We start from the raw sequence: 17837 nt of genomic DNA, 5'->3' as shown, positions 1-17837 counted from the left end.
ATTCTAGTCAAAGAGCCTCCTGGAACCTACCTGGGCGAGTCCGACTCGGAGGATGGCGGGGACAGGTCGAAATCGGGCCGGACTTCGATGGGATGTTAGAAGCCTTCGGCTAGGGGGTGGGGGCCACCTGGTCGGGGTCCACGTACTCCGAGCCGGTGTTCTCGGCGACGTGCTTCATGTATGAACGGATGACGTCCCTGGCCGGCCCCGTTGCCCTCAAGGTCCCGTGCTCCAGCCACGCGGCCGAGTCGCACAGGTCGCGGATCATCTCCATCGAGTGCGAGACCACCACAATCGTGCACCCGGAGCTCTTGAGCTCCCGGAACTTCTGCGAACACTTCATCTGGAACTCGGCATCGCCTACCGCCAGGACCTCGTCCACGAGAAGGACGTCGGGGGAGACGTTGATTGCAATCGAAAATCCCAGGCGCACGTACATGCCGGAGGAGTAGTTCTTGACCGGGGTGTCGATGAACCTCTCGATGCCGGAGAAGGCGACGATCTCGTCGAACTTGCGGTTCAGCTCCTTCGAGCTGATGCCGAGGATCGCCCCATTGAGGAACACGTTCTCCCGCCCCGAGAGCTCGGGGTGGAAGCCGGCGCCGAGCTCCAGCAGCGCAGAGATCGAGCCGACCGTCGCAACCGAACCCTCGTCCGGGACCAGGATTTTTGCCATGCACTTCAAAAGAGTGGACTTCCCGGAGCCGTTCTCACCGATCAGGCCGTAGGACGACGCCTGAGGGATGTCGAGCGACACGTCCTTCAGGGCCCAGAACTCCTCGTAAACGCCCCGGCTGCGCCGTAGCACCATCTGCTTGATGCTCTGGTTGCGCTCGTGGTAGATCCGGAAACGCTTGGAGACGTTCTGGGCGGTTACCGCAATTTCTTCGCTCAAAGCTCCTCCGCAAACTTGGGTTCCAGCTTCCGAAACAGCCACATTCCGAAGGTCATGGTCACTGCGGCGGAGAGGAACATGTACAGAAATGTGTCCGCCCCGGGCGAGCGCAAGTGGTAGAAGATCGCCCGGTACGCCTCGATGAAGTGAACCATCGGATTCATGAAGTAGATCGTCCTCATGGCGCCGTTGATGCTCGGACTGGCGTTGATCAGGTCGATCGGGTAGATGATAGGCGTGGCGTAGAACCACAGCAGAAGCAGGATCGACAGGAAGTGCTCGATGTCCCGGAAGTAGACGTTGAGGGCGGACAGCGCCAGCCCGATGCCCAGTACGAAGAACATCTGGAGCACGATCACGAGGATTGCGGCCGGCAGGTAGATGAAGACCAACTGCCCGACGAAAATCAGCGCAATCGACAGGACCCCGAGCTCGATCAGCAGGTTGGTGTTCCAGGAGAGCACGCTGGAGGCCGGGAGGACGGCCCGGGTGAAGTAGACCTTTTTGATCAGGCCGGCGTTGCCCACGACGGATCCGGTGGCCCCGGTGAGGCCGGCAGCGAGGAAGTTCCAGGGCAGCAGGCCGCAGATCAGGAAAAAGCCGAAGTTCTCGAGGCCGCTGGGGTCACCGGTCGGCGGGGGGATCCGGAACACCAGCCGGAAGACGAAGGTGAAAACCAGCATGGTGGCGATGGGGTTGATCATCGACCACGCCCAGCCCAAAGCGGACCGTTTGTACTTGCTGCGGTTCTCCCTGAGCGTCAGGTTGATCAGCAGGGACCTGGCGGCGGCGAAGTTTGTCAGCCGAGTCTTGGTGAGGACTTTGTTCACGTCGATACCTTACCGTTAGCGGGACGATCGTCCGGCCGCCGGGCCGCCGGGTGGGTAGGATCGGGGTGTTGGTTGGTGTCCGGGATGTCCGACGGGGGTACCGCGCAATGCCTGAGGAAACGCCCGAGAGCCTGACCGTACTGATTCCCGTGCTGAACGAGGTTGCCACCCTCCGGACCGCCCTGGAACGCCTGCTGAAGACCGACCTCGGTCTCCGCCTGGACGTCGTGGTCATCGACGACGGGTCCACCGACGGCAGTGTGACCTCGATCGAGGATCTGGTGCAAAAGGGCGAGGTCCGGGTGGTCTTGCACGACCGCAACCGGGGCAAGGGGGCGGCGCTCAGGACCGGCATCGAAGCGGCCCGGGGCGATCTTCTGACCGTGCTGGACGCCGACCTGGAGTACGACCCGGCCGACTACCGGGCGATGATCCAGGCGATTGTCGAGGACGGGGCCGAGGTGGTCTACGGCAAAAGGTCGTTCGGCACCCACAGCGCCTACTCGTTCTGGTACGTGATCGGCAACAAGGCGGTCAGCTTCTGGGCCAGTTTCCTGTTCAACGCCTGGCTGAGCGACCTGGAGACGTGCCTGAAGATGAGCCGGCTGGACGTCTGGAGGTCGCTGGAGCTGAAACAAAACGGCTTCGGCATCGAGGCCGAGGCTACCGGCCGCTTCCTGCTGTCGGGTCGCCGCATCCAGGAGGTCCCCATCAGGTACAAAGCCCGCAACCGGGAAGAGGGCAAGAAACTTCAGTGGACCGACGGGGTGGAGGCCGTGCTGATCCTGCTGAAGATCCGGGTTTTCGAGGGGCGCCGCCGCCGTTCGCGATAGCCGGGAAATGGGATCGGTCGAACACGAGTCGGGCCTGCCCCGCTCCGCGCTGGTGACGGGGGCCGGCGGGTTCGCCGGGCGGCACCTGGTCCGCCACCTGCTGGAGAGCACCGCATGGAACGTAGCCGGCCTCTCCCGCTCCGGCATGGGCGGCGCCGCAGACGCACGCGTGCTCGACCTGAAGGGCGACATCACGAACCCGGAGGACGTGGCTGCGGCGCTCGAGGTTTCCCGGCCGGACTACGTTTTCCACCTGGCCGCCCGGACGCCGCCGGCCGATGACCACGACCTCATCGACACGGCGGTGGGAGGAACGACGGTGCTGATGGAGCAGGTGCTGGCCGCCGTGCCGGATGCGGCGGTCCTCTCGGCCGGATCGGACGCCCAGTACGGCCCCCAGGAACCCGGGTCGTTGCCGACGGCCGAAGAGGCGCCCATGCGGCCGGTCCACGCCTACGGGAGGGCAAAGCTGCGTCAGGAGGAGGTCGCGCTGTCCTACGCTGCGGCCGGCCTCAGGGTGGTCTGCGTCCGGGCGTTCAACCACATCGGGCCCGGCCAGTCGGACCGATTTGTCATTCCCTCGATTGCGAGCCAGATCGCACGGGCCGAGGCCGGGGGGCCGCCGGTGGTCGAGGTGGGCTCCACCGAGGACCGGCGGGACTTCACCGACGTCCGGGACGTCGTGCGCGCCTACCTGCAGGCATTGATAATGAGCCCGTCGGGCGGGATCTACAACATCGGGAGCGGGGTGAACCACAGTATTGGCGAAGCAGTCGCAATTCTGGCGAGGATGGCTATGACGAAGGTGGAGGTCAGGCCGGTGGCAGGCCGGGTACGGCGCGGTGAGCCGTCCGAGACCTGCTGCGACGCCTCCCGGCTCCGCTCATTGACGGGCTGGGCCCCGGCCATCGACTTCGAGACGAGCCTGCGCGACACGCTGGAACATTTCAGGTCGGTGCTTTGAGCGGATGGGACGACGGCCCGGTCCTGGTCACCGGAGCGGGAGGCTTCATCGGCAGCCACCTCACCGAGTACCTGGTCTCCCAGGGGGTCAAGGTGCGGGTGTTCCTGCACTACAACTCCCGGAACGACCCCGGCCTGCTGGCCGACGTGCCTGCCGACGTCCTGTCCGGGGTCGACAAACACTTCGGCGACCTACGCGACTCCGACACGGTCCGGCGGGCGTCGAAGGGGACCTCGTGCATCTTCAACCTCGGGGCCCTTATCGGCATCCCGTACTCCTACCAGAGCCCTCGGGATGTGGTTGACACCAACGTGATCGGCACGCTCAACGTACTCGAGGCGGCCCGGGAGAACGGGGTCGGCCGCATGATCCAGATCTCCACCAGCGAGGTCTACGGGACGGCGATCTACGCACCGATCGACGAGAAGCACCCCCTGCAGGGTCAGTCCCCCTACTCGGCGAGCAAGATCGGCGCCGAGAAGCTGGCCGAGAGCTTCTACCGCAGCTTCGAGCTGCCGGTGACCGTCATCCGGCCCTTCAACAACTTCGGCCCCCGCCAGTCCACCCGGGCCCTGATCCCCACGGTGATCAGCCAGGCGCTGGCCGGCGGTGAGCTGCAGCTCGGCTCGCTGGCCCCCAAGAGGGACTTCACCTACGTCGCCGACACGGTACGGGGCTTCGCCGCAGTCGCCGGGAGCGAGGCGGCGGTCGGGGAAACCGTCAACCTAGGCACCGGCACCGAGGTGTCGATAGGTGACGTCGTGAACATGGTCTCGAAGCTGCTCGGCCGGGAGCTGGCCGTCCGGGAGGACGCCCAGAGGATCCGGCCGAAAGCCAGCGAGGTCGGCCGGCTGCTCTGCGACGCCTCCAAGGCCGCCGAGCTGTGCGGCTGGAAGGCCGAGGTCGGCCTGGAGGAGGGGCTGCGCCGGGTCATCGCATGGATGGAGCCCAACCTCGCCCGGTTCCAGCCCAGGGTCTATGGCGTCTGAGCCCGTTCGGGCGGTGCTTCTCGCCGGAGGCCTGGGCACCCGGCTCGCGCCCTACACCATGGTCTTCCCCAAGCCCCTGGTCCCCCTGGGCGACATCCCGATCATGGAGATCGTCCTCCGCCAGCTGCGCTGGCACGGGGTGAAGTCGGCCTACATCTCGGTCGGGCACCTGGCGCCGCTGATCGAGGCGTATTTCCTGACCCGCGGCCCGATTGAGGGGATGGAAATCTCCTACCTGCGGGAGGACGAGCCGCTGGGCACCGCCGGGGCGCTGGCGATGCTCGAAGGCGTGGACGACGACCTGCTGGTCTGCAACGGCGACATCCTCACGACCCTCGACTTCACGGCGCTGGCCGGCTTCCACCGGGAGCAGGAGGCGGCCCTGACGATCGGTGTCCACACGAAGAAGATCCGGGTCGACCTGGGCGTCCTGGGCGTCGACGGCGACGGGCGGGTCACCGAGTACATCGAAAAACCCACCAACTCCTATCAGTGCAGCATGGGCGCCTACGTCTACTCGCCGGCCGCCCTCAAGCTGATCGAGCCGGGGAAGCGCCTCGACTTCCCGGACCTCGTCAACCGGCTGCTGGAGAGGGGAGAGAAGGTCGTGGCGTACCGTTCCGACTGCTACTGGATGGACATCGGGCGGCCAGAGGACTACGACCGGGCGGCCCAGGACTTCGACCGTATGCGGGCACAACTTCTGCCCGACGAAAAGGGCTGAGCGTTAAGGCCGGCGGGCGTAGATCAGAAATCCCCCGATGGTCTCCTGCAGTTGCATGTGGCGCTCGATGACCGGCTGCGCCTCCGGGAACACCGCATACGAGTAGTCCCACTCGGTGCGCACCACGGCGTACCTGACCGCGGGGTCCGCCAGCAGGCGGTCCAGCACCTGCATGTCGTGGAAGATTATTTCCTGCTGGTGGAACCGGTTGTAGACGGCCGAACCGATGTCCTTCGGGGCCAGGAACGGCTCATCGGGGCGTACCAGATCCCTCATCCGGGCGACGGTGCGGTCGAAGCCGACCTCGGACGGGTGGTAGCGGATCGAGGAGTCCTGCTGCGCCTGGTAGAGGTCCACGCTGAAGCTGTGCGAGAACAGCAGCGCCGCGCCGCCGACCGACAGGCCGGCGATCGAGTAGCGGATCCAGCCGTCGGGACGCCGCGAGGCCAGGACCGCCAGGACCAGTCCCGCCGCCAGCCCGATGGGCAGCAGCACGAACCAGGGGTGGGTGAAGTACCGGTCGGTCTCCAGGCCGTCCGCGTAGTTCACATAGAGCACGTAGACGAGCGGAACGACCGCGACCGGAACCGCCCAGGCCCACCTCCCGAGGACCCTCAGCCTCTCGGCCCCGGAAGCCGCCGGGATGGCCGCCAGCATCGCCAGCGCGGGCATCGCCCCCACCAGGTACTTCGGGAACCCGTAGGGAGGTCCGGTGATCAGCGAGTAGAGGGCCAGGACGCCGCCCGCCCAGGCGGCAAACGCGAGCAGCACCCGGCGGGAGGGCTCCTTCCTCCAGCGGGCAGCCACGTGGACGGTCCCGGCCGCCGCCATCAGCAGAACGGGCATCCCGAGCCAGAACATCGCCCAGTCGGCCGGGATGAGCCGCCTGAGGGCCGTCGCAAGCGGGAGGTCGCTGACCCCGCCTTTGAGCCCGCTCTGGAGCGTGAACTCGAACGGGAAGCTGAAAGGGGAGTCGGTCACCCAGGAAACCAGTCTCCATACGACCAGAAAGATGCCGGCCGCCAGAGTGGAAGCGGCTGCGGTCACCTTTGCCGCCAGCATCGGGCCATTGGCGATCAGCAGCGCCCCGAACACGAACGGAACTGCGTAGACCGCAGTGAGCTTGCATGCGAGGACCAGCGCCAGAGCCGATCCGACTCCGAGGATCTGCCGGCCGAGGCTCATCTCGCGGGTAACGCTGCGGACCACCGTCCAGCCCAGAAGAGTGGTCGCAAAGATCAACATGGTTCCGTCGATGTCCGGCAGGAGCGCACTCTGCAGCACAAAAGGGTGCAGCAGGAAGAAAACCAGGAAGAACCCGGGCTCGAGATCCTTGGGACCCATCTCCTCGATCGTCCGGTAGCCGAACCAGGCGGTCGCCGGCATAAGCAGGACCCCGAAGAGGCGGACGACCGCCGGGGAGAAGCCGAGAAGCTTGACCCAGAAGCCGAGCAGGAATGCGTAGAGGGGCGGGTGAAAGACACCGGTCTGCCCGGGCGACTCCTCGCCCCGGTAGAAGACCGGTTTCCCGGTTTCGGCGATGGCCTCGGCCAGCCGTGGGAACTCCACCTCGTCGATGATCAGGGACTGGCCGGTCTGGGGCAGAGCGAGGATCAGGTAGGCGACGACCGCCGACAGCCCCATTACGGCGGTGTACAAACGTCTGCTGCCGGGTTGCCCCTCGGTCAAGTCTGCGTCGGGGAATCCAGCATGGGCAGCTCGGCGTACCGGTGCCCGGAGATTGCGATGACCTGGATTTTCTGCTCCGGTTCCGGGCGGATCGCCGGCTCGGTGGCGCAGAATCCTGAGATTACCGACTCGGGGTTGCCGGTGTGGGCGGCCACATCGGGGCGCAGCACCGACGGGGTCACCGAACCGTGGAACCGGCCGTCGACGAACACGGCCAGCAGGTCCACCGGCTCCCGCCTGCGCCCGACCGCCCACCCGCTGAGGGGGGCGCTCCGGCCGTCCGACTCCACCCAACCCTCGAAATACGGATCCGGCCGGTAGGCCCTTCCGTCCGAGTCCCGCAACGCCCCCGACACCAAGACGAAGGTCCGAGAGGCCCGCCTCGCCTCCCGCTGGGCCTGCAGATCGGCCGAAATTGCCGCCGCCGCGGGGAACGCCGCCATGCACCCGGCGAGCACGCGGCGGGGGCGGGAGATCGTCCGGTCGTGCGCCGTTGCCTGCAGGCAGAAGCGGGCTTCGTCGAGGTTCCGGCTGAGCAGCGCCTCGCGGGCGAGCGGCAGGAACAGATCCCGGCCCAGGCCCGGGATGCTCAGCACCTTCGGGTCGTGAAGGTTGCGGAACAGGGCCGCCTCGCGGTGGGCGTCGAACTCGTCGGAGCAGGTGAGCCCCGCCCGGCGGATTCGGTAGTAGCCGAGGGGGCTGTCGACCAGCCCGACCCCGGAGCCCTCGAGGATGAAGCGGGTCCACAGGTCCCAATCCTCGGCCAGGATGTTCGGCATGAACGTGCCGTGGCGGTCGAAGAGCTCGGTTCTGACCACAACTCCGGTGAATATGAAGTTCTGCCGGACGATCCAGTAGCCCAGGTCCTCGGAGTTGAACGGGGTCGGGTCGACCAGCGTTCCGTAGTAGCGGAGCGACGTCGGCCGCTCCTCGTTGATCAGGTAGGCGTCACTCGTCACGAAACCCAGGTTCTTGTCGGCGTCGAGCCGGCCGACCATCTGCTCCAACCGCCTGGGCATCCACATGTCGTCGGAGTCGAGGAAGGCTATGTACTCCCCGGATGCAGCCTTCATGCCGACGTTCCGGGCCACCGAGGGGCCTGCGTTGGGCTGGTGTATGGCGAATACCCGGTCGCCGAAGGAGTCGATGACCTCGGCCGTTCCGTCGGTCGACCCGTCGTCCACGACGATGACCTCGGTCCCGGTGAAGGTCTGGGCCAGCGCGGAACGAATGGCCGAGGCCAGGTACCGTTCTGCGTTGTAGGCCGGGATGACCACCGAGCACCTCACCATGGCTACGCCCCCACCCCGGCCGTCTGCGGGGACCTGGGGTTGAGCTCGGTTCCGTCGACGATCCGGTCGTAGGTCTCGACCATGTGCTCGACCCCGAAGTGGGCGGGGAGGGCTATCCCCTCCGCCGGAGCCGATCCCAGCGTCTCCCTCACCGCGGTGACGAATCCCGGGAAGTCGTCGGGCTCGCAGAGCCGGAATCCGGGGATTCCGTCCAGCTCGCCCAGGCCGCCGACGCGGGTTGCCACCACGGGGGTTCCGAGCGAGAGGGCCTCCATCACGGTGAGCGGGATGCCTTCGGTCCGGCTCGGCAGGACCAGGACGTCGGCCAGCCCGATGAACGCACCGATGTTCTCGACGTACCGCCGCCAGGTGACCCCGGGGAGGGCTTCGATGCCTTTGCGAAGCTCCGCCTCCTCAGGTCCCGTGCCCACCATGACCACGGCGACGTCGTCGCCGGCCAGGACGGCCGCGAGCGCTACCACCCACTCCGGGCGCTTCTCCTCCGAGAACCGCCCGATGAACAGCACCACCTTGGTTCCGGGAGCGACGCCGAGCTCGGCCCGGAGCCCGGCGAGCTGCTCGTCTGTGGCCCTTGGCGGGGCCGGGATGCCTACGTAGGCAGTGACCACCCGGCCGGGGTCCCGGCCGTCGGAGCGAACGACCTCGGCCAGCGCGCGGTGCGCAGCGACCGTGAGGTCGACATGGGACCTGACCTTGCGGTTGCTGGTGAGGTGACCGACGTCGTTGAACTGCTGGTCCACCACCCGGATTCCCGGGCGCGAGGCGAGCAGCCTTTCCAGGTTCGAGTAGAGCCACCCGCTGCCGATGTTGAGGATAGTCGGGTTGCCGAGACGGTCGAGGAGCTCCTCCACGAACGGCAGCCAGGACGCAGCAGGCGCCATGTGGTTCAGGTCGTAGGCGAAAGGTGTGAGTCCGAGAAGGTCGTCGAAGCGGCTCTCCATGTTGACGCCGAGCGGGGTGGTGGTTATGACCACAACCGTCCGGCCGCCGGCCCGCCAGTGCCCGAGGAGGTACTCGACCACCCGGTCGGCGCCCCCGGTGACAAACCACGGGAGGCAGAGCAGGACCGGCCGGCCGTTGCCGGCAGGGAACCGTTCGGGCAGCTTTTCGATCAGACGGGCGGCGGAGGCCCCCAACTCCTGTTCGGCGCCGGCGCCGGCGGCCGCGGCGCCGGCGGCCGTGGTGGCTGCGGGCGGCCGGGAGGCGAGCCGGGACAGACGGTTGCGAACCGGGGCTACCAGCCGGTCGGCGGTCCGTCGGGCCGCCCAAATGAGGTTGAAGACCCGCCACGCCTTCGAGTGGTGGATCGCCTCGATCTCCCGGGTTGCCGCATCGAGCTTTTTTTCCAGCGGCGCGAGCCGGGCGACCTCGGTCTGCGCGACGTCGCGCTCGGCTACGAGCCTGGCGCCCAGGGCCTCGGAGGCGTTGGCGCGGTCGTGGTGATAGCGGACCGCCTCCTGGAGCTCTTTGGCCCAGGACCGGAACTCTGCGATGGCCGCCCGGCCCCGCTCCAGCTCGACCTCAACCTGCGGGCGGGCCTGATCCTCCGGCAGCGGCCCGGCCCCGGTGAGCTCCTCCAGCACGGCCAGGTATTGCATGGAGGCCCGTCGCACGTCGTGGTTACGGTCGACCCGTGCCCTGGCCGCCGCGACGATCGCCTCCCGCTCGGAAGAGCTCAGCGAAAGAGCCCGGTCGAGCATCGCGGCCATGGCGGACAGGTCGCCCGGACGGCACAACAGGCCCGTGACACCGTCTTCGACCACCTCGGTCACCCCACCGACCGTGGTGCTCGCGACCGGCACGCCGAAAGCCATGGCCTCCAGGACCACCGAGGGCTGCGCCTCCTCCTGGGAGGGGCAGATCGCCAGGTCGGCGGCGCGGTACCAGCGGTAGACGTCGTCGGCGAGCGGCAGCACCCGCACCCGGTCCCCGAGGCCGGCCCTCTCCAGGTACGCCTTGAGTCCGGCGGTGTACCGGTTGCCGATTTCGTGCACCAGGGTCAGGACCGCGTCCGGGTGGCGCTCGGCCACCGACGCGAAAGCCTGTGCCAGGGTGGTCTGGCCTTTGTGGGGGGCGATCACCCCGCAGCACAGCACGAGCGTCTCTCCGTCCCCCACGCCTAGGCTGCGCCTGGCCTCGGCACGGGAGGTTGCGGCCCGGTACCGGTCGATTGCCTCCAGGTCGATGGCGTTCTGGACGACCGCGATCTTGCCGTCGTTCCCGTACCGTCCGTAGGTCCGCCGGGACGCCTCGCAGACCACCACCAGCCGGTCCGCCAGGGCACACAGCCGTTGGGCCCGCCGGGCGACCACCGGGTCGATCTCGCCGTTAGCCAGTGCGTGGCCCCAGAAGACCGGCACGTCCTGGTTCTGCTGGATCAACTGCAGGCTGGGAAGGCCGGCAAGCCGGGCGGCTTCGATTCCGATGAACGAGATCAGGGTGCTCGCCCAAACCAGGCGGTACCCGCCGCCGGCCAACTCCCGGGCGAGCCCGGAGGCAGCCTCGGTGTAGCCGCCGGCCGACGAGTAGGAAAATGCCGGGCAGATTTTCACCTTGATGCCGAGCGACAGCAGCTCGGGGCGCAGCGGCCCGTCTAGGGGGGAGAAGACGGTGAACGCAAACCGGGGGTCACTCGTCAGGTTCGCCAGCACCTCGAGCAGCCGGAGCTGGGAACCCCCGAGCAACAGGTCGTTGGCGACTATCGCCACCTTCATCGGTCCCTCGCCCTGATGGACCGGTCGAGCAGAGGGCAGAAAGTCGAAGGAGAGCTCTTTGCCGTCGCCGGGTGCGACCGTGGTCAGGTGGACCTCGTTCAGCCGGTACGTCGACCCGTTGACCGCCACGACAGTCGCTCCGATCCGAACCGGGTCTCCCGGGGTGACGAACTGCGCCAGGTCGAGCTCGAACTCGAACCCGCAGATCGGCGCCTGCGACTCACGCCTGTACGCCTGCTCGGAAGGGGCCGGGAGCCCGATCAGGGCGCTGCCGGCAACCTTTTCGTCGACGGTGACATCGACCCGGGAAACGGGAGGATCGGTGAGGGCCCACCCGGTCACCTGTAGGTAACCGGACTCAACTGCCGACGCGTCGGCAGGAGCAATGATGCGCCCCTCTTTTTGGGCGTTAGCAGCGTACATGCAGGAAGAATATAGGCCCGGCCGGTGGCGGGCGCCGGTTTTGCAGGGCGGCCCGGCCGGCCGGCAGCGCAGGGGTCTCTTGGACTCTTTACTATTACCGGGAGATAATCGTGGGATACGTCTTGGCGCATACCCGTTTGGACACGACATGAGGAGCCTCGAAGTTTCGAACGTGGGCATCGGCAACACCGCACCACCGAGGAGTCCGAAGGATCACCCGGCCGGCGGTAAAGCCCAAGCAACCGTTGGCTGAAACGTGGGGCCGACTAGGATGCCCAGGGGCATCTGCTGATTTAGACCGGTTCGAGCGGGCGAACCTTCTGCACGTCGGCAACCATTTCCGCGTACGAGTTTAGGAGCAATTTTTTGACCACCGGACCAGAGCAGGCCCCCGCTCACCCCTCCGAGCCAACGCCGGACTCGCTGGAACCCCGGGCGGAGCTGTCCAGCGGCGACGAGGGCCATGCGCTCCGGTACCAGACCCACATCGACCTGAACGAGAAGAACACCTCCCAGACGCAGATCATCCTGCTGGCGGGCCGCGACAAGAAGGTGCTCGAGGTCGGACCGGCCACCGGCGACATGTCCAAGGTGCTCACCGAGCGGGGCTGCCGGGTTACCGGCCTGGAGATAGACCCGGTCGCCGCCAAGATCGGGGAGCAGTACTGCGAGCGGATGATCGTCGGCGACATCGAGAAGATGAACCTCCCCGAGTTCTTCGGCGACGAGAAGTTCGACGTAGTGCTCTTCTCCGACGTGCTGGAGCACCTGGTGAACCCGTCAAAGGTCCTCGTCGCGGTCAGGTCGATCCTGGCCCCCGGAGGCGTCGTCTGCGCCTCGATCCCCAACGTCGCCCACGGCTCGGTGCGCCTTTCCCTCCTCCAGGGCGAGTTCCGCTACCGGGAGAAGGGCCTGCTGGACGGCACCCACCTGAGGTTCTTCACCCGGGCGGGCATCGAGGACCTCTTCGCGGGCGCCGGTTACGAGGTGAGTGAGTGGCGTCACGTCGACGTCGGCGTCTTCGCCACCGAGTTCGACCTGCGGGAGCAGGACTACCCCAAAGCTTTGATGGACGCCCTTAACTCCTCGCCGGACGCCCTGACCTACCAGTTCATCGTCCGGGCCGAACCGGCTGCCGACCCGGCGCGGGTGACCCGCAGGCTCAGCGCCACCAACGGGACCCACTCCCGGGCCCGCCAGATGCTGGCGCCGCTGTGGGCCCTGGACATCCGGGCGTGGCAGCTGAAGGAACAGGTCCACCACCTGACCGGCAAGCTCCAGCAGCTGGACGCAGACTCCTCAAAGGCCCTCGGGGCCATGGAAGCCCGGCTGGCCGGACTGCAGCACGCCCACGACCTGGTCGTCCAGCGCACGAACTACAAGCTGTGGCAGAAGCTCGTCGAGAAGATCGACCAGTACGCCCCGTGGGGCACCCGCCGCCGCCGGCTGATCCTGCTGCCGGGGTACGCGATCCGGATCATCCTCGAGAAGGGCCCGATGGGCTTCCTCATGCACGTCGCCAAGCCCTGGCGCTGGGCGCCGGGCCTGTTCCGCAAGGCGATGAACCCGAGCGCGGTTCCCGCCGAGAAGCGCTACCAGGTGTGGGAGGACCTCTACGTGCTGTCGCCTGCGCTGGTCAAGGAGATGGCCCGCAAGTCGAAGAAGTTCGCATACCAGCCCACGGTCAGCATCGTCCTGCCGGTCTACAACCCCGAGCCCGAGTGGCTGCGGGACGCGGTCGAGTCGGTCACCGGCCAGATCTACACCAAGTGGGAGCTGTGCATCGTCGACGACGGGTCGGACCGGGAGGACCTCAAGGCACTCCTCAAGCAGTACGAGACCGCCGACCCCCGGATCAAGGTCCACTACAGCGAGGCGAACGGCGGGATAACCGCAGCCTCCAACGCCGGACTGAAGATGGCCACCGGCGAGTTCGTCGGCTTCCTGGACCACGACGACGAGCTGAAGGCCCACGCCCTCTACCAGGTGGTGAAGCTGCTCAACGAGCGCCGGGACCTGGACTTCATCTACTCCGACCTCGACCACAAGGACATGGACGGGACCCTCCGGGACCCGTTCCGCAAGCCGGACTGGTCGCCCGACTTCTTGAAGTCCTGCAACTACGTCACCCACTTCAGCGTGTTCCGGCGGTCGGTTATCGAGGAGGCCGGGGGCTTCCGCGAGGGTTACGACGGCAGCCAGGACTGGGACCTCACCCTGAGGATCACCGAGAAGACCGACCGCATCGGCCACGTCCGCACCCCGCTCTACACCTGGCGCCAGGTGCCCACCTCCATCGCCCACTCGGACGAGACCAAGCCCTGGGCCCACGACGCCGCCCGCCGGGCGCTGGCCGACTCGCTGGAGCGCCAGGGGATCAAGGGCAGGGTCGAGGACGGCCCCTACGCCGGCTACTACCGGATGCGCTACGACATCGAGGGCGAGCCGAAGGTCAGCATCATCATCCCCACCCGGGACCGGCTGGACCTGCTGAAGGTCTGCATCGACAGCATCCGCCAGCGCACCACCTACCGGAACTACGAGATAATCGTCGTCGACAACAACAGCGAGGAGCAGGCGACCCTCGACTACCTGAAGTCATACGGGGGCCGGGTCGTCCATCACCCCGGCGAGTTCAACTTCTCCAAGATCATCAACCACGGCGCCGAGAACGCGGATGGCGAGTACCTGCTGCTGCTGAACAACGACACCGAAGTAAAGACTCCGGACTGGATCGAGGCGCTGCTCGAGCACGCGCAGCGGCCCGAGGTCGGAGCCGTCGGCGCCCGTCTGCTCTTCCCGGACGGCAAGGCCCAGCACGAGGGTGTGATCGTCGGGCCGGGCAACGGCCTGGCCGGCAACGCCGACTTTGAGAACTACTTCGGCATCGGCCGGTGCATCCACAACCCCTCGGCAGTGACCGCAGCCTGCATGATGACCCGGGCCGAGGTGTTCAAGGGCCTCGGGGGCTTCGAGGAGGACCTGGTGGTCGCCTACAACGACGTCGACTACTGCCTTCGGGCCGAGGACAAGGGCTTTTTGATCGTCTTCACGCCCTACGCGGTGCTCACCCACCACGAGGCCGCCACCCGGGGCTACGGCGACGAGACGTCGGGCAAGTCGCACCCGGTGGAGGACGAGGAGTTCTTCCGGACCCGGTGGAAGGGTTATATGGACCCGTTCGACCCCCCGAGCCTCAAGATCGAACTTCCTCCTGTACCCTCCATCTAGAGGAGGGCCCCTAAGACCATGGAAATGAAGCCGGACAACGCGCTGCCCGAAACCAAGCTGCCCACCGCCGGCTTCCGGGCGGGCGACGTGCAGTACTTCCTGGAGATTCCCGAGGACGGGATGGAGATCTCGGGCGCCTTCGTCCCGGTGCGCGGCTGGGTGTTCCACCCGGACGGCGTCGAGACCGTCGAGTGCCGCACGACCAAGGGCAGGGTTCCGGCCCAGGTCCGGTTCGGCCGGGCGGACGTCCACAAGGCGTTCCTGGAGCACCCCAACGCGTTCCACACCGGCTTCTACATGGAGGTCGACCGCAAGCTGTGGGCCGACGGCGGCGAGTTGTGGATCGAGACCTGCGAGGGCGAGGCCCACAAGTTCTACACGCTGAACGTCACGCTGCACGACGAGGCCTTCGCCCAGGCGCACGAAAACCTGATGAAGGTCCTGGTGTGCCCCACCTGCTTCCGCAAGCTCGAGATGCTGCAGGCCGCCTGTTCCGGCTGCGGCCGCCCGGTTGAGTGGATGGGGGAGTGCCCGAGCTTTCTGGGCAAGCAGCCGAGCCCGCTCGCCAGAGGGGAAGCGGTCAGCCGCCACGCCGCCCTGGAGAACATCGTGCCCGACTACTTCGAGATCACCAAAGAGGGCCTGTTCCTTGACGCCGGTGCCGGATGGCCGCCGCTCGGCCGCGGCGAGGTCATCCAGCTGGAGATCGAGCGGTTCCCGAGCACCAACGTGGTCGCCGACGGCGCCGCCCTGCCGTTTGCCGACGAGACTTTCGACGGCGTCATCAGCCACGCCGTCATGGAGCACGTGAGGGACCCCTTCGGCTACGCCAAAGACCTGATGAGGGTCCTGAAGCCGGGGGCCAGGTTCATCTGCCACTCGGCGTTCCTGCAGCCGGTCCACGGCTACCCCCACCACTACTTCAACACCACCCTGGAGGGGCTGAAGGAGCTGTTCAAGGGCTGCAAGATCATCGACGAGGGCGTCGGCGAGTTCCAGCGCCCCTGGCTGGCGCTGGAGTGGATCCTGCGCTCCTACGTCTGGGGGCTGAACAGCGAGGCCGACCGGGAGCGCTTCAAGCAGATGAAGGTCGCCGACCTGCTGGGCGACATGGACGAGGACCGGCCGCTCTCCGAGTTCCAGGACCTCTCCGAAAAGGTGAACATCGAGCTCGCCGCCGGTGTCTACATCCTCGGCGAGCGTTGACGTCCCGCCGGGGGTGACTGAGCCCGGCTTCGCCGATTCGCATGGATAGCACTCCCACCACGACGGAAGGCGAGGAGTCCCCTCCCGAGCAGCCCGACTCCGTAGATCCGCCGGACACCGGTAGCCGCAGGCGCACCCGACCGCTGCCGGCCCCCGAGGGGGTCCCCCCGCGGGTTTACTTCGCCGGCCTGCTGGGCCCCCTGTTGCTGATGGCGGGCCTCGGGGTGCAGATGGTCCTGGCCGGTGTGGTCCTGATGCCCACGGCCGACCAGCCGGACAACCTGACCCCGTACGGGCGGTTTCTGTACATCGCCGACCGGGACCTTCAGATCTTTGCGGTGAGCACCATTGTGGCCATCTTGCTGGCGGTGGCATCGGTCCGGATCTACAGCCGGAGGTTCGATACCGGGGCCGAGCCGGCGGCGATCGGGCGGCGTCTGGTCGTCCAGGCAGCCGCCGCCCTGGCCGCGGTGTTGGTGTCGCTCGCCGGCTTCCTCTGGGCGCGGGAGTACGTGAAGGACGGCTCCGACATCCCCGGGGTCTATCTCCTGTTCGCGGGCGCGCTGGCCGCCGTTACGGTCATCTTGACCCTTTTGCCGCCGCCCCGGCGCACCGGCCCCGGCGGGTCCCAGTGGGAGAGGCTGGCCGGGTCGTCCGGAGAACCGGTTGCGGTCCGGCTCAAGCTCTCTCCGCTCGACCTGGCGGTCCCGGTGATCCTGGTCCTGCTCATCTACGTCCCGGACTGGCGGCAGCTTGCCGGTCGGTTCTTCTACGAGGAGAGCCTGTTCCACTGGGATTTTTTCTCCATGGCGCCCGCTCTGGCGTTCGCGCACGGCAAGGCGCTGGGGACGGACGCCTACTCGATGTACGGCGTCGGCTGGCCGATGCTTTTCGGCGGTCTGACCCGCTGGGTGCCCCTGTCCTACGGCCGGATGATCCAGATCGGGTCGATTTACGCCTGCGTCTACCTGACCGGTGTCTACGCGCTGCTGCGGCTTCTGACCCGGCGGTCGGCTCTGGCGGCGTTGGGAGTCGCCGTGATCCTCCTACAGCTGTTCCTCTGGCAGAGCTCGGCGGTCATCTGGAGATTTGCCTCGCTGACCATGATGCGCTGGCCGTTCGACGTCTGGTGCTTCATCGCGGTCCTGCTGTTCTGGCGGACCGGCCGGCGGATATGGGCGCTGGCCGCAGGCGCGGCGGTCGGCATGGCGCTGCTCTTCGCAACCGACACCGGCCTGTACCTGGCTGCGGCGCTGACCTTCTACTGGCTGGCGACTCTGCGCCTGAGCACCGGCAAACGGAAGCACCTGGTCGACGCAGCCTTATCGGTGGTGGTTGCCTTCGTGGTGCTGATCGCCGGGCTGCTGGTTGCTTCGCGGGGAGGCCTGTTCACCCTGGAGTTCGTGGAAGGCTGGCTGCAGGCGATCCTGGAATTCGGCGGGGGGTTCGCCCAGCTGCCGATGGCGACGGCCCCCAACGCGGTGACGGTCGCCGCCTTTGCTCTTTTGTTCTTCTGTTACCTGACGCTGATCGGCTGGTCGCTGGCCCGGCTGGTCCACAACCGGGCGAGCCACTTCGAGGTGTTCAACGGCTTCCTGGCCGTCTACGGGCTGCTGATGCTGGTGCACTTCGTCGGCCGTTCGGGCGACTACACGCCGTTCCACCTCTGGATTCCCCTGGCGCTCGTAGCCGTCAACCTGGCGGGCCGATTCTGGGACTACGCCGAGCCGGGCTTAGCCGGGCGCGGAATGGCGCCGTCCCGGCGGTGGATTGCCCAGGCATTGCCCTTCGTGGGGGTAGCGGTGGCGGTCGGGCTATTTGCGTTGCTGGGCCCCCGGTCGATGCTCCGCCAGCCGATTGCGGACTACCCGAGCCTGGCCTCCAAGCTGGCCGGGGCCGGGGAACCGGACGGCCTATGCCTGATCGAGCAGCCGAAGGACCTGTGCGGCCTGCCCGCGCAGCAGGAGCCGACCGTCAACCACGTCCGGGCGGTGGCCGCCCGGCTGGCGAGCATCGTCGACCAGGG

At 67.2% G+C, this 17837-nt stretch carries 11 protein-coding genes and 1 pseudogene; 7 read left to right on the top strand and 5 right to left on the bottom strand.

The window, feature by feature from the left end; translation table 11 throughout:
- Positions 1 to 178: 178 nt before the first annotated feature.
- A pseudogene (locus VFV09_00420) lies at positions 179 to 895 on the bottom strand (ABC transporter ATP-binding protein).
- A complete protein-coding gene (locus tag VFV09_00415; GenBank protein ID HEU4866165.1) occupies positions 892 to 1725 on the bottom strand; it encodes an ABC transporter permease in 834 nt (277 codons plus the stop codon). The pseudogene VFV09_00420 and the gene VFV09_00415 overlap by 4 nt, the downstream one beginning before the upstream one ends.
- Positions 1726 to 1832: 107 nt before the next feature.
- Here VFV09_00415 and VFV09_00410 point away from each other — a divergent pair, with 107 nt between their 5' ends.
- The 4 genes from VFV09_00410 to VFV09_00395 are packed head-to-tail and all read left to right on the top strand — an operon-like array spanning position 1833 to position 5235.
- Positions 1833 to 2558 (top strand): glycosyltransferase family 2 protein, encoded by a 726-nt coding sequence (locus VFV09_00410; GenBank protein HEU4866164.1) that lies wholly within the window; start codon positions 1833 to 1835, stop codon positions 2556 to 2558.
- A gap of 7 nt (positions 2559 to 2565) precedes the next feature.
- Positions 2566 to 3522, top strand: coding sequence for an NAD-dependent epimerase/dehydratase family protein (locus tag VFV09_00405; GenBank protein HEU4866163.1), 957 nt, complete (start codon positions 2566 to 2568; stop codon positions 3520 to 3522).
- The gene (locus VFV09_00400) at positions 3519 to 4511 is read left to right on the top strand and encodes a GDP-mannose 4,6-dehydratase (GenBank protein HEU4866162.1); all 993 of its coding nucleotides are present in this window, start codon (positions 3519 to 3521) and stop codon (positions 4509 to 4511) included. Before VFV09_00405 ends, VFV09_00400 begins: the two co-directional genes overlap by 4 nt.
- A complete protein-coding gene (locus tag VFV09_00395; GenBank protein HEU4866161.1) occupies positions 4501 to 5235 on the top strand; it encodes a sugar phosphate nucleotidyltransferase in 735 nt (244 codons plus the stop codon). The genes VFV09_00400 and VFV09_00395 overlap by 11 nt, the downstream gene beginning before the upstream one ends.
- A gap of 3 nt (positions 5236 to 5238) precedes the next feature.
- Here VFV09_00395 and VFV09_00390 read toward each other — a convergent pair whose 3' ends face one another.
- The 3 genes from VFV09_00390 to VFV09_00380 are packed head-to-tail and all read right to left on the bottom strand — an operon-like array spanning position 5239 to position 11374.
- Positions 5239 to 6879: a glycosyltransferase family 39 protein gene (locus VFV09_00390; protein ID HEU4866160.1), complete on the bottom strand. Its 1641-nt coding sequence runs from the start codon at positions 6877 to 6879 to the stop codon at positions 5239 to 5241.
- A gap of 41 nt (positions 6880 to 6920) precedes the next feature.
- Entirely contained in the window at positions 6921 to 8216 is a 1296-nt protein-coding gene (locus VFV09_00385) for a glycosyltransferase family A protein (protein HEU4866159.1), read from the bottom strand.
- 2 nt (positions 8217 to 8218) lie between these two features.
- Entirely contained in the window at positions 8219 to 11374 is a 3156-nt protein-coding gene (locus VFV09_00380) for a glycosyltransferase family 4 protein (GenBank protein HEU4866158.1), read from the bottom strand.
- Between the two features lie 366 nt (positions 11375 to 11740).
- Here VFV09_00380 and VFV09_00375 point away from each other — a divergent pair, with 366 nt between their 5' ends.
- From VFV09_00375 to VFV09_00365, 3 genes are all read left to right on the top strand, one after another.
- Positions 11741 to 14605 (top strand): glycosyltransferase, encoded by a 2865-nt coding sequence (locus VFV09_00375; protein ID HEU4866157.1) that lies wholly within the window; start codon positions 11741 to 11743, stop codon positions 14603 to 14605.
- A gap of 18 nt (positions 14606 to 14623) precedes the next feature.
- Positions 14624 to 15811 (top strand): class I SAM-dependent methyltransferase, encoded by a 1188-nt coding sequence (locus tag VFV09_00370; GenBank protein HEU4866156.1) that lies wholly within the window; start codon positions 14624 to 14626, stop codon positions 15809 to 15811.
- A gap of 41 nt (positions 15812 to 15852) precedes the next feature.
- On the top strand, positions 15853 to 17837 hold a 1985-nt coding region (locus VFV09_00365), incomplete at its 3' end, for a hypothetical protein (GenBank protein ID HEU4866155.1).

It is taken from the genome of Actinomycetota bacterium (genome assembly GCA_035759705.1).
GTDB lineage: Bacteria > Actinomycetota > CADDZG01 > JAHWKV01 > JAHWKV01 > JAJCYE01.
This window is presented reverse-complemented; position numbering and strand designations above follow the sequence as displayed.